Source organism: Tsukamurella sp. 8F (genome assembly GCF_029167375.1).
GTDB lineage: Bacteria > Actinomycetota > Actinomycetes > Mycobacteriales > Mycobacteriaceae > Tsukamurella.
This window is the reverse complement of the sequence record NZ_JARFTP010000021.1, coordinates 1-12,822: the sequence shown is the minus strand read 5'-3', so window position 1 is coordinate 12,822 and position 12,822 is coordinate 1. Positions and strand designations below refer to the sequence as shown.

Genomic DNA, 12,822 nt, shown 5'->3' with positions numbered 1-12,822 from the left:
GGCCGTAACGCTATGAAACGCAAGACTCTGATCCGGAACCTCGTGGTGATCGCGGGTGTTCTGCTACTGGTGTGGGCCTTCACGATGCTGGGCAGTGGTGGGAACCGCGAGTACAAGCCCGTCGCCACATCGCTGGCCGTCGCGCAGCTGAAGGCGGACAACGTCTCGGATGTGCAGATCGACGACAAGGAGCAGACGCTCCGGATCACCCTCAAGAAGTCGGTCGACGGCACGGACGGTGCCACCAAGATCTATACCAAGTACCCCGCCGGCACGGTGCGCGACGTACTCGCCGACGTGCAGGATTCCAAGGCCTCCTACACGACCAACGTCACATCGGACGGCATCTGGCAGAGCATCCTGATCATGCTCCTGCCGGTCGTGCTCATCGTGGTCGTCTTCTTCTTCCTGATGAACCGCCTGCAAGGCGGGGGGCGCGGCGGCGTCATGGGCTTCGGGAAGAGCAAGGCCAAGCAGCTCACCAAGGACATGCCGAAGACCACGTTCGCCGACGTGGCGGGCGCCGACGAGGCGGTCGAGGAGCTGTACGAGATCAAGGACTTCCTGCAGAATCCGGCCCGGTACCAGGCCCTTGGAGCCAAGATCCCCAAGGGCGTACTCCTGTACGGCCCGCCCGGCACCGGTAAGACGCTGCTGGCGCGCGCCGTCGCGGGCGAGGCCGGCGTGCCGTTCTTCACCATCTCCGGATCGGACTTCGTCGAGATGTTCGTCGGTGTGGGCGCGTCCCGTGTCCGCGACCTGTTCGAGCAGGCCAAGGAGAACAGTCCCTGCATCATCTTCGTCGACGAGATCGACGCGGTCGGCCGCCAGCGCGGCGCCGGCCTGGGCGGCGGTCACGACGAGCGCGAGCAGACCCTCAACCAGCTGCTCGTCGAGATGGACGGCTTCGGCGACCGGCAGGGCATCATCCTGATCGCCGCGACCAACCGTCCCGACATCCTCGATCCGGCGCTGTTGCGTCCGGGCCGTTTCGACCGGCAGATTCCGGTCTCCAACCCGGACATGGCCGGCCGCCGCCAGATCCTCGCGGTGCACTCCAAGGGCAAGCCGCTCGCGGAGGACGCCGACCTCGACGGCCTCGCCAAGCGCACGCCCGGCATGTCGGGCGCCGACCTCGCCAACGTCGTCAACGAGGCCGCACTGCTCACCGCCCGCGAGAACGGGCATGTGATCACCGCCGCCACACTGGAGGAAGCGGTAGACCGCGTTGTGGGCGGCCCCCGCCGCAAGAGTCGCATCATCAGTGAGCACGAGAAGAAGGTCACGGCATATCACGAGGGCGGCCACACGCTCGCCGCGTGGGCATCGCGCGACCTCGACCCGGTCTACAAGGTGACGATCCTGGCCCGCGGCCGAACAGGCGGGCACGCGCTCGCCGTGCCGGAGAACGACAAGGGCATGTACACGCGTAACGAGATGATCGCGCGGCTCGTGTTCGCGATGGGCGGCCGCGCCGCCGAGGAACTCGTGTTCGCCGAGCCCACCACGGGCGCGTCCAGCGACATCGACCAGGCCACCAAGATCGCACGCGCGATGGTCACCGAATACGGCATGAGTGCCCGCCTCGGTGCCGTGAAATACGGCCAGGACGAGGGTGATCCGTTCCTCGGCCGCGGCGTCGGCGGGGGCGTCCAGTACTCGCAGGACGTCGCGAAGGACATCGACGAGGAGGTGCGCAGCCTGATCGAGGCCGCGCACACCGAGGCGTGGGCCATCCTCAACGAGTACCGGGACGTACTCGACGCGCTGGCGGGCGAGCTGCTGGAGAAGGAGACGCTGGTCCGCAAGGATCTCGAGCGGATATTCGCCCCGGTCGAGAAGCGTCCGCGGCTCACGCAGTTCGACGTCTTCGGTGACCGGATCCCGTCGGACAAGCCGCCGATCAAGACGCCGAAGGAACTCGCACTCGAGAAGGGCGAGCCTTGGCCGCCCGAGGGCGCCGACGACGACCGCGCCCTGGCCGCCGCGAACGGCCAGCTCACCTACGGTCAGCCGAACGGCAGCCACGTGAGCGGCCAGAACGGGCAGCCCGCGTACCCGCAGCCGACGTCGGGCGGCACGGGTCCGTATCAGGGTGGCGACTACCAGGGCCAGTACCCGACGGGGCAGGTCCCGTCCGGCCAGTACTCGGGTGGCCAGTACTCGGGTGGTCAGTACACCGGAGAGCGGTACGGGGGCGGGCAGCAGCAGTCGGGCCAGGAGTCCGGTGAGCATGGTCGGCAGGGCTACCAATACCCGGGGCCCCAGTACCCGAGCGGCCAGCATCCCACTGGTCAGTACCCCAGTGGGCAGTACCCGGCCGGGCCGACCTACGGCGATCCGTCGCACGGGAACGGGCCGGCGTACGGCCAACCGCACGGCAGCGGCCCGTCGTACTCGGGCGGCGCGGCGCCGTCGGGTAGCCGGCCGGACTACGGCGCGCCCGCGGGCTGGTCCGCCCCGGGGTGGCCGCCGGCAGACGAGCCCGAGGACGGCCGGCCCGGCGAGGACCGTGCCGACGGCGAGGGCCGCGCATGACCGAGCTCCAGACGGGCGGCGCCGTGGCGCCGTTCGATCACGACCGTGCAGTCGCCGCGGTCCGTGAGCTCCTCATCGCAGTGGGGGAGGACCCCAACCGGTCCGGGCTCGCGGACACGCCCCAGCGCGTGGCGCGCGCGTTCGCGGAGACCTTCGCGGGTCTGCACACGAACCCGGACTCGGTGCTGAACACCACGTTCGAGGAGAACCACGACGAGCTGGTGATGGTCAAGGACATCCCGATGTACTCGACATGCGAACACCATCTCGTCGCGTTCCACGGCGTTGCGCACGTCGGCTACATCCCCGGCCGCGAGGGCCGGGTGACGGGGCTGAGCAAGCTGGCACGCCTCGTCGACCTGTACGCGAAACGCCCGCAGGTGCAGGAGCGTCTCACCTCCCAGATAGCGGACGCGGTGCTGCGCAAGCTCGAGCCTCGCGGCGTCATCGTCGTGATCGAGGCCGAGCATCTGTGCATGGCGATGCGCGGCATCCGCAAGCCCGGCGCGACCACCACCACGTCGGCGGTGCGCGGCCTCTTCAAGGAGAGCGCGTCGTCCCGGGCGGAGGCGCTCGACCTCATCCTGCGCCGGTGACCGCGCCGTCGCGCACCCGCGTGATGGGCGTCGTCAACGTGACCGCGGACTCGTTCTCGGACGGGGGGCGCTACCTGGACGTCGACACGGCCGTCGCGCACGGTCTGTCGCTGGTGGCCGACGGTGCTGCGATCGTCGATGTCGGCGGGGAGTCGACGCGGCCGGGTGCTCACCGCGTCGCCGCGGACGTCGAGCGCGATCGAGTGGTGCCCGTGATCGCCCGGCTCGCGGCCGAGGGCGTGACGGTGTCGGTGGACACGATGAGGGCGTCCGTCGCCGCCGCGGCGCTCGAAGCGGGTGCGGCGATAGTCAACGACGTGTCGGGCGGCCGCGCGGATCGCGACATGGCCAGGGTGCTGGCTGACCATCAGCAGGCGCCCTGGATCCTGATGCACTGGCGATCGCCGGAGCACCTCGACCACGAGTTCGACAGCTACGACGACGTGGTAGCGCGCGTCCGGGCCGAGCTGCTCGCACAGGTGGACGCCGCCGTCGCCGCCGGGGTGTCGGCCGACCGGCTGATCCTCGATCCGGGCCTCGGCTTCGCGAAGAACGCCGACCACAACTGGCGGCTGCTGCACTCGCTGGACATGTTCACGGATACGGGTTTCCGCGTGCTGGTCGGCGCGTCGCGCAAGCGCTTCCTCGGTGAGCTACTGGGCGGGCGCGAGCCGGCCGGGCGCGAGGCGGCGACCGCGGCCGTCTCGACACTCTGCGGCGCCGCGGGAGTGTGGGGCGTGCGCGTGCACGACGTCCGCTCGTCGGTGGACGCGCTGACGGTCGTCGCGGCGTGGCGGGCGGGGGGCCTGCATGGCTGACCGGATCGAACTGCGTGGCCTGCGGATTCGTGGCCACCACGGCGTCTTCGAGCACGAGCGACGCGATGGCCAGGACTTCCTCGTCGACGTCGTGGTGTGGACGGACTCGCGCCGCGCAGCGCGGACGGACGACCTCGCGGACACCGTCGACTACGGGGCCATCGCGCAGCGCGCGCACGACGTCGTGGCGGGGACTCCGCGCAATCTGATCGAGACGGTCGCCGGCGAGATCGCCGACGACCTGGCGGGCGATCCGCGCGTCCACGCCGTCGAGGTAACGGTGCACAAGCCGGCGGCGCCCATCCCACTGACCTTCGCCGACGTCGCGGTGGTGGCCCGCCGCTCGCGGAGGGGCGACCGATGACCAGAGCCGTGCTGTCCTTCGGCGGGAACATCGGCGACGCCGCGGCGACGGTGCGCGCGGCTGTCGGCGCGTTGGGACCTGCCCTGGTCGCAGCCTCCCGCGCGTACGTGACGCCGCCGTGGGGCGGGGTCGAACAGGCGGACTTCGTGAACGTGACCGCTATCGCCGACGACCCGGCGCGCGATGCCGCGGGCTGGCTCGAGTTCGCACGCGAGCGCGAGGCGGCCGCCGACCGCGTGCGGGACGTGCGCTGGGGCCCGCGCACCCTGGACGTCGACGTGGTCGCGGTCTGGTCGGACGGCGAATCCGTGCTTTCCCAGGACCCCGAGCTGACTCTGCCGCATCCGCGCGCGCATGTGCGGGCTTTCGTGCTCGTTCCGTGGCTCGACGCCGATCCCGACGCCGAGCTCCCGGGCCATGGGCGAGTGGACGGCCTGCTCGCTGGGCTACCGCGCGGCGACGTCGACGGAGTCAGGTGCCTTCCGGAGGGCGCATCGTGACCGCGCCCGGAGGGCCTCGCAGCCCGCAGCCCGACGACGACGAGCGTTCGCTGCGCCCCACGGGGTGGCGTCCGCTCGTGGTGACGGCGGTCGTCGTCGGCGTCATCGTATGGGGCCTGGTGCGCATCAACTACGGCAGTCTGCCGTCGATTCCGCTGCTCGCGGGTGTATCGCTGTATGTGGTCGCCGGGGTCGAGATATGGCTCGCATTCCTGGTGCGGGCCCGCGTCGCGGACGGCCGCGTGGGCATCGGAGGCGGCCGGCTGCACCCCATCGTGGTGGCCCGCTCGCTGGTGCTCGCGAAGGCGTCGGCGCTGCTCGGGGCGTTCGCCGTGGGCGTGTGGGCGGGCGTGCTCGCGTACCTGATCCCGGAACACGACGCGCTCATCGCGGCCCAGCGCGACCTGCCCGGCGCGGCGATCGGGCTGGTCGGTGCCGGTGCATTGGTGGCCGCCGCGCTCTGGCTCGAACGTTGCTGCCGCACCCCGGACGACCCCGAGGATCAGCTCTCCGACACCTCACCCGCCTAGGTTTCGAACGGGTACTCGGCGGGTTCTCGGGCCCGATGCCAGGTCGCGTGATGCAGGTGAGACGGAAGTCGACGAGTGCGACATGCGGCCGGGTGCCGCCCAGCGTGTGTAGATGACGGTATGGTCACGGCATGACTTCTCCCGGCAGGAGGCGCCCGAACCGTCGGAGCTCCGGCGGCACCGCACAGTGGATGCTGGCCGCGATCATCGTCCTGGCGGTGCTCGGCACCGTTCTCTCGGTGTTCAGTGACAGCCGGAAGTGGGGCGCGGTATCGCTCGTCCTGCTCATCTGGGGTCTGGTGATCGCCGCGTTCCTGGTCGCGCGCTACCTGCGCGACCTGCGCGCTGCCGAGTCGAAGGAGCGCGACCTCAAGCTGGTCTACGAGCTGCAGCTCGAGCGGGAGATCGCCGCCCGTCGCGAATACGAGCTCAAGCTCGAGAAGGACATGCGCGCCGAGCTGCGCGCGGAGTCCAACTCCGAGCTGTCCGAACTCAAGGCCGAGGTCCTCGCGCTGCGCGCCAACCTCGAGGAACTGCTGGGTCACGATCTCGGCCCGAGCTACTCCGAGTTGTACGCCGCCGCGCAGCGTCGCGCCCTTGCGGAGGCGGCCGAGTCCGCGGCACCGCGCACCGCCGTGTTCGACGACGACGACCGCGTGCGTGCCCAGCAGGACTTCAACTCGATGCACGGCGACGACCTCGCGGCATCGGCTGCGAACGACGTCGACCTGGACAGCTACTACGGCTCCGGCTCACAGCCCGCCGATGTCACGGGCGCCGACACCGGATCGCCGGCCGACACCGATGCCCCGACCACCGTGTTCTCTTCCGTGTCCGACTCCGCGCCGACACCGAGCTCCGTGCCGACCCCCGGTGGACCCACCGGGGCGTCCGTGCCGACGCCGGGAGCCGACTCGACCCGAGTGATGGACCAGGTAGACGATTCGGGGGATGAGCCGGAGCAGAAGCGCACGTGGTTCGGCTTCGGTCGCCGCCAGTCCGACCGGGAGGACGACAGCGCCGCGGCCGAGCAGCCGGAACAACCCGGACAGCAGGGCGGCTACGACCCGGCCGCGTACGGCGGCCAGACCGGATACGAACAGGGCGGGTACCCCCCGGCCTACTCCCAGAACCGCGACTATGCGCAGGACTACCCGCAGGGGGCGTACCCGCCGCACCAGCAGTCGCCGCAGTCCACCGGGTACCCGCAGTACCAGCAGTACCCGCCCGACCAGCCGTATGCGCCGGGACAGTACGGCCACGAGCAGCAGTACGGCCACGAGCAGCAGTGGCCAGGGCAGGCGTCGTACGGTTCGGGTTACGGGCAGGGGCATCAAACACCGTCGTACCCGGAACGGTCCTACGGCGATGAGAGCCGTTCGGGGCCGGGCGGCGCGCAGGCCCGGTCCGGACACTCGCACCAGCAGGGCGGCCCATGGGCCGAGGAGGAGCAGCCGATCGTCGACGCGGACACCGCGGACTCGGGCTCCGAAGGCGACGGCGGCGAGGGGCAGCACTCTTCCGGGAGCACGGTCGCAGAGCTGATCGCACGCATGAACGCGGGAAGCCAGCGTCCGGCAGGCGGGCGACGCCGCAAAGAGGATTGAGACCGGCCCAGCGTGAACAGGCCGAGCCGAAGGGCTCGGCCTGTTCCATGTGTCACAACCGATTGCCGTCGGCACCGTGCGGCGCCTAGCCTTTCGGTGAACGTCTGGTACCCGCGCGGCGGGACTGGAACGGACCTGACTGGAGGCTGACAGTGATGTCGGATAGCCGTGTCTGCCGAGGCTGAATTCGGCGGCATCCCCAACCCCGCGCCCGCCCGGCTCAGCGTCGGCGTGGTCTCCGCCGGCCGTGTGGGTACCGCTCTCGGCGAGGCCCTCGAGCGTGTCGGGCACGTCGTGTCGGCCGTCTCGGCGCCGTCGTCCCGCTCCGCAGAACGCGCTGCCGGCCGGCTGCCCGAGGCTCGGATCGCCGCCCCCTCGGACATCGCCGCACGCGCCGAACTGCTGGTGTTGGCCGTGCCCGACACAGAACTCGACCGCCTGGTGGTCCAGCTCGCCCCGCGCACCAATCCGTCGGCGATCGTCCTGCACACGTCGGGCGCGGGCGGCGCGGGCGTCCTCGCGCCGTTCGCCGAGCGTGGCTGCACCACCGTCGCTTTCCACCCCGCCATGACCTTCGCGGACTCGCCCGAGGACACCGACCGGATCGCGGCCGCTTGCGTCGGTGTGACCGCCGCCGACGAGGTGGGTTTCGCGGTCGGGCAGGCGCTCGCGATCGAGCTCGGGGCCGAGCCGGTCCGAGTGGCCGAGACGCGCCGCCCGCTGTACCACGCCGCGCTCGCACACGGCGCGAATCATCTGCAGACGGTGGTCGCAGACGCACTCGCCGCCCTCACGGTGGCTCTCGACGACGGTGCGCATCAGGATTCGGTCGGCGGGCCCGCGGAGGGACTGTCCGAGCGAGTGCTCGGTCCGCTGGCACGTGCGGCTCTGGAGAACGCCCTGCGTTCCGGCCCCGCCGCGCTCACCGGGCCGGCCGCGCGCGGCGACGCCGACACCGTTGCCCGCCACCTGGCTGCGCTCGCCGCGGTCGACACCGATATCGCCGCGGCATACCGAGCCCAATCCCGCCGCGCCGCAAGCACATCCGGAAACCTGTCCGCCCTGGACACCGTCCTGAAAGAAGACTGACATGAGTGCGCCCGCACGCCCGTACACCCCCGGTCGACTGACCGTCCAGAACGATCCGGCACAGATGTCCCGGATCACCGCGGCCCTGCGTAAGACGGGCCGCCGCGTCGCGCTCGTCCCGACTATGGGGGCGCTGCACGCCGGCCACCTCGAGCTGGTGCATGCCGCGCGCCTCACCGGCGCGGTGGTCGTGGTGTCGATCTTCGTGAATCCCTTGCAGTTCGGCCCCGGCGAGGACCTCGACGCCTACCCGCGCACGCTCGAGGCGGATATCGAGAAGCTCACGGCTGCGGGTGTCGAGCTGGTGTTCGCGCCCACCGCCGCCGCCATGTACCCCAACGGGCCGCGCACCACGGTGCACCCGGGCCCCGCCGGGGCCCAGCTCGAGGGCGAGTCGCGCCCGACGCACTTCGCGGGCATGCTCACCGTGGTGGGCAAGCTGCTTGGAATCGTCCGTCCCGATGCCGCGTATTTCGGCGAGAAGGACTACCAGCAGCTGGTGCTGGTGCGTCAGATGGTCACGGACCTGAATATGGACGTCGACATCGTCGGTGTCCCGACGGTGCGCGAGCCCGACGGGCTGGCGATGAGTTCGCGCAACACATACCTCGGGGCGGAGGAGCGTGAGGTCGCGGTGGCCCTGTCTGCGGCACTCCTCGCCGGTGCCTACGCCGCACAAGGCGGGGCCGATGCGATACTCGCCGCCGCGCGCGAGGTGCTCGCTGCCGCCGACGGTCTGCATATCGAGTACCTGGAGCTACGCGCTCCCGACCTGGGACCGGCGCCGGAGCACGGCGACGGCCGCCTACTGGTCGCGGCCCGCCTCGGCCGCACCCGCCTCATCGACAACGTCGGCGTCGCCATCGGCACCGGCTTCCTCGCCCGCAAGGAGAGCTGAACCATGTTGCGCACCATGATGAAATCCAAGATCCACCGCGCCAGGGTGACCCAGGCGGATCTGCACTACGTCGGGTCGGTCACCATCGACCAGGATCTCCTCGACGCGAGCGACCTGCTCGAGGGTGAGCAGGTCGCCATCGTCGACGTGACCAACGGTGCTCGCCTGGAGACCTATGTCATCGCCGGGGCACGGGGTACGGGCGTGATCGGGATCAACGGAGCCGCAGCGCATCTCGTCGAGCCCGGCGATATCGTCATCATCATCGCCTACGGGATCATGGATCCCGCCGAGCTCGCGGCGTACGATCCGCGGGTCGTATTCGTCGACGCCGACAACCGGGTCGTCGACCTGGGCGGTGACCCGGCATTCGTGCCCGAGGGTCACGATCTCGTGACCGGCAGGGTGTAGTACCGCGGTGCTACTGGCCATCGATGCGGGCAACACGTCCGTGAGCCTGGGACTGTTCCCGGAGTCCGAGCCGATGGGGTCGGAGCCTTTGGGGCAGTGGCGGATCCGTAGCGATGCCCGGATGACCGCCGACGAGCTGGCCCTTCAGGTGCGAGGCATGCTGTCCGTGCCGACCGCCGCCGTCACCGGTGTGTGCGCGCTGTCGACGGTGCCGGAGCTGCTGCGCTCGATCCGTGCGATGTTGCCCCGGTATCTGCCCGACGCCGCTCCCGTGCTGTTGGCGCCGGGGGTCAAGACCGGTGTGCCGCTGCATGTAGACAATCCGCGTGAGGTCGGGACCGATCGCGTCGCGAATGCTGCTGCAGCACACGAGATCTACGGCGGTCCCTGCATCATCGTCGATCTCGGTACGTCGTTCCGCGTCGACGCTGTGTCGGCCAAGGGTGAATTCCTGGGCGGGGCGATCGCGCCGGGCATGGACATCGCCCTCGACGCGCTAGCCGATCGCACCGTCGCGCTGCGGCGCGTGGAGATGTCCCCGCCGCGTTCGGTGGTGGGAAAGAACACCGTCGAGGCCCTGCAGGCGGGCGTGCTGCTGGGCTTCGCCGCGCTGATCGACGGTCTCGTCGAGCGTGCGCGGGACGAGGTGCCGGAGCTGGCGGACGCCACCGTCGTCGCCACGGGAGGGGACACCGCGGCCCTCGCGCACACGCGCACCGTCGAACTGCACCGACCCGACCTCACCCTGCAGGGGCTGCGCGTGGTGTACGGCAGGGAGAGCGCGCGACGCAGGCGGTGACCGAGCGCCGCGGTGGTTTGCGCTCGAGGCGGCGTCGAATTCTTGTCGGGGTGCTTCCGCCCCGGTTAGACTGCTGCCCGTGCGTATGACGCTGTGTTGTCAGGAGTGTTGCCGGATCCGCTAGCGGACCCGCAGAGCCGTCGGCTCTGTCCGCTTCGGCCGCGATCGAGCCTGTCACCTCCCTCACAGCACATCGGAGTCCTCACGTGTACCCCCTCACCTCTTCCGCCGCACCCGGCGCCGTCCTTGTCGACGTCCGCGACCAGGCCGACCGCAGCCGAGACGGCATCCTGCCCGGTGCCGTCGCGCTCGACGCCGCCGCAGTGGTCGCGCGGCTCGTACCGGGCCTGTCCACCAGCCTCTCGGGCGCCGTCGACGGTGCCGAGTGGCTACTCGTGTCCACCAACGGCGCCACCGCCGCCGCAATCGCCAGCCGCCTGCGTGACCGCGGTGTCGCGGCGAGTTCCGTGGAGGGCGGGTTTCGCGCCCTCACCGCGTCCGGCGCCGACGGTGCCGGTTCCGCCGCGCCCGCGTATCGCCGCGCCGCCGCGAGCATCGTTGCGCATGAGGGCTGATCGAGACCGAGCCCACGGGCGCTGAGGCGGCCACCACACCGTTACCCTTGTCAGTTGTGACCGACCAGGTGAATTCCGCGGACCCGTCCGCCGCCCGCTCTGACGTGTCCGAACAGCAGCAGCAGCGCCTGGACAAGCGCGCACGCATCCTCGCTGAGGGCGGCGAGGCATATCCGGTGTCCGTGCCGCGCACACATTCCCTCGCTGAGATCCGCGCGAAGTACCCGGACCTGGAGCCGGATAACGAGACCGGTGAGTTCGTCGGTGTCGTCGGCCGGGTGATCTTCCAGCGCAACACGGGAAAGCTGTGTTTCGCGACACTGCAGGAGGGCAACGGTGTAACGCTCCAGGTGATGCTGTCGGCGGCCGAGGTGGGCGTGGAATCGCTCGCGCAGTACAAGGCGGATTCCGATCTGGGTGACTTCCTTTTCGTACACGGACAGGTGATCTCCTCGCGGCGCGGCGAGTTGTCTGTGATGGCCGATTCGTGGCAGATCGCGGCTAAGGCTCTGCGTCCGCTTCCGGTGCTGCACTCCGAGCTGTCGGAGGAGTCGCGCGTGCGGAATCGTTCCGCGGATCTGATCGTTCGTCCCGCGGCGCGGGACAACGCGCGCAAGCGGGTTGCAGTGGTGCGGGAACTGCGTGCGGCGCTGGAGCGGCGCGATTTCCTCGAGGTCGAGACGCCGATGCTCCAGACGTTGCACGGTGGCGCTGCCGCGCGTCCGTTCGTCACGCACTCGAATGCCCTCGATATCGACCTGTACTTGCGTATCGCGCCGGAGTTGTATCTCAAGCGGTGCGTGGTGGGCGGCCTGGAGCGAGTATTCGAGATCAACCGGAATTTCCGCAATGAGGGCGTCGACTCCACACATTCGCCCGAGTTCGCGATGCTGGAGACCTACCAGGCCTACGGCACCTACGACGATTCGGCCCGTACCACGCGCGAGTGTGTGCAGGAGATCGCGGAGGCCGTGTTCGGGTCTACCACGGTGACGCTCGCCGACGGGGAGGAGTTCGACCTGGGCGGGGAGTGGCCGCAGATCGATATGTACGGTTCCTTGTCCGAGGCAGTGGGCGAGGAGGTCACCCCGGATACGACGGTGGACGCTCTGCGGGCCCTGGCGTCCCGTGTCGGCCTCGAAGTGCCCGAGGGCAAGGGATACGGCCACGGGAAGCTGGTCGAGGAGTTGTGGGAGCACACTGCGGCGCCGAAGATGGGCGATCGGCCGTTCTTCGTGCGGGACTTCCCGGTCGAGACCACGCCGTTGACGCGTCAGCACCGAACCCGCGCCGGCGTAACCGAGAAGTGGGATCTATATGTCCGCGGATTCGAGCTCGCAACGGGATATTCCGAGCTGGTGGATCCGGTCGTGCAGCGCGATCGGTTCATGGACCAGGCGCGCCTGGCGGCCGCCGGTGACGACGAGGCCATGGTGCTTGATGAGGACTTCCTTGCCGCGATGGAGCAGGGTATGCCGCCGACCACAGGAACTGGTATGGGCATCGATCGACTGCTCATGGCATTCACAGGTCTCGGGATCCGTGAGACGATTCTGTTCCCTCTGGTGAAGCCGCTTGCATGAAATAATTGCGCGCTTATTGGATCATCCCGGTGATACGTGGTTATCCTGTGATGCGAGAGATATCGCCGCTCGCGGACTTGACAGAATCGAAGGGATCCAAACCAATGGCACGCAAGGTGACCGTCACGCTCGTCGATGACATCGATGACACCCAGACAGCCGACGAGACTGTGGAATTCGCCCTGGACGGCGTGACCTACGAGATCGATCTGTCGGCCAAGAATGCACAGAAGCTGCGTGATTCGCTGCAGTCCTGGACCGGTGCCGCGCGGCGTAGCGGCGGTCGCAAGCGCGCGCGTACCGCACCGGGCGGCGGGCGTGGTCGTGCCGCGATGGATCGCTCGCAGAGCGCGGCGATTCGGGAATGGGCGCGCAAGACCGGCCACAAGGTGAACGATCGCGGCCGCATCAGCCAGGACGTGATCGCCGCGTTCAACGCAGCCAATTGATCGGCGCGTAAGTACAACGGGCGAGGGGCCCCCCCCCCGCCCCGCGGGGGGGGGGGGGGGCCGGG

14 protein-coding genes are annotated in these 12,822 nt (G+C 69.8%); all 14 read left to right on the top strand.

Annotated features, from left to right (window positions below; all coding sequences use genetic code 11):
* The first annotated feature begins 12 nt into the window (after positions 1–12).
* The 14 genes from ftsH (at position 13) to P0W64_RS15740 (ending at position 12,757) form a co-directional block, all read left to right on the top strand.
* Positions 13–2,538, top strand: a complete 2,526-nt coding sequence (ftsH, locus tag P0W64_RS15805; protein ID WP_275481112.1) for an ATP-dependent zinc metalloprotease FtsH — start codon at positions 13–15, stop codon at positions 2,536–2,538.
* On the top strand, positions 2,535–3,134 hold the full coding sequence (folE, locus tag P0W64_RS15800; protein ID WP_275481111.1) for a GTP cyclohydrolase I FolE: 600 nt from the start codon (positions 2,535–2,537) through the stop codon (positions 3,132–3,134). The genes ftsH and folE overlap by 4 nt, the downstream gene beginning before the upstream one ends.
* Before the next feature lie 23 nt (positions 3,135–3,157).
* On the top strand, positions 3,158–3,952 hold the full coding sequence (gene folP / locus P0W64_RS15795; RefSeq protein ID WP_275481165.1) for a dihydropteroate synthase: 795 nt from the start codon (positions 3,158–3,160) through the stop codon (positions 3,950–3,952).
* Positions 3,945–4,316, top strand: a complete 372-nt coding sequence (gene folB / locus P0W64_RS15790) for a dihydroneopterin aldolase (protein ID WP_275481110.1) — start codon at positions 3,945–3,947, stop codon at positions 4,314–4,316. Before folP ends, folB begins: the two co-directional genes overlap by 8 nt.
* On the top strand, positions 4,313–4,816 hold the full coding sequence (folK, locus tag P0W64_RS15785) for a 2-amino-4-hydroxy-6-hydroxymethyldihydropteridine diphosphokinase (protein ID WP_275481109.1): 504 nt from the start codon (positions 4,313–4,315) through the stop codon (positions 4,814–4,816). The genes folB and folK overlap by 4 nt, the downstream gene beginning before the upstream one ends.
* On the top strand, positions 4,813–5,346 hold the full coding sequence (locus P0W64_RS15780; protein ID WP_275481108.1) for a DUF3180 domain-containing protein: 534 nt from the start codon (positions 4,813–4,815) through the stop codon (positions 5,344–5,346). The genes folK and P0W64_RS15780 overlap by 4 nt, the downstream gene beginning before the upstream one ends.
* 131 nt (positions 5,347–5,477) lie before the next feature.
* Positions 5,478–6,953 (top strand): DUF6779 domain-containing protein, encoded by a 1,476-nt coding sequence (locus tag P0W64_RS15775; protein ID WP_275481107.1) that lies wholly within the window; start codon positions 5,478–5,480, stop codon positions 6,951–6,953.
* Between the two features lie 168 nt (positions 6,954–7,121).
* Positions 7,122–8,042: a DUF2520 domain-containing protein gene (locus P0W64_RS15770; RefSeq protein WP_275481106.1), complete on the top strand. Its 921-nt coding sequence runs from the start codon at positions 7,122–7,124 to the stop codon at positions 8,040–8,042.
* A gap of 1 nt (position 8,043) precedes the next feature.
* Positions 8,044–8,940, top strand: a complete 897-nt coding sequence (gene panC / locus P0W64_RS15765) for a pantoate--beta-alanine ligase (protein WP_275481105.1) — start codon at positions 8,044–8,046, stop codon at positions 8,938–8,940.
* A gap of 3 nt (positions 8,941–8,943) precedes the next feature.
* Positions 8,944–9,351, top strand: a complete 408-nt coding sequence (panD, locus tag P0W64_RS15760; RefSeq protein WP_275481104.1) for an aspartate 1-decarboxylase — start codon at positions 8,944–8,946, stop codon at positions 9,349–9,351.
* A 7-nt stretch (positions 9,352–9,358) separates the two neighbouring features.
* A complete protein-coding gene (locus P0W64_RS15755) occupies positions 9,359–10,150 on the top strand; it encodes a type III pantothenate kinase (protein WP_275481103.1) in 792 nt (263 codons plus the stop codon).
* A 206-nt stretch (positions 10,151–10,356) separates the two neighbouring features.
* Positions 10,357–10,725: a rhodanese-like domain-containing protein gene (locus tag P0W64_RS15750; RefSeq protein ID WP_275481102.1), complete on the top strand. Its 369-nt coding sequence runs from the start codon at positions 10,357–10,359 to the stop codon at positions 10,723–10,725.
* 56 nt (positions 10,726–10,781) lie between these two features.
* Positions 10,782–12,308, top strand: a complete 1,527-nt coding sequence (gene lysS, locus P0W64_RS15745) for a lysine--tRNA ligase (protein ID WP_275481101.1) — start codon at positions 10,782–10,784, stop codon at positions 12,306–12,308.
* Between the two features lie 104 nt (positions 12,309–12,412).
* Entirely contained in the window at positions 12,413–12,757 is a 345-nt protein-coding gene (locus P0W64_RS15740) for an Lsr2 family protein (RefSeq protein ID WP_275481100.1), read from the top strand.
* Positions 12,758–12,822: the final 65 nt, after the last annotated feature.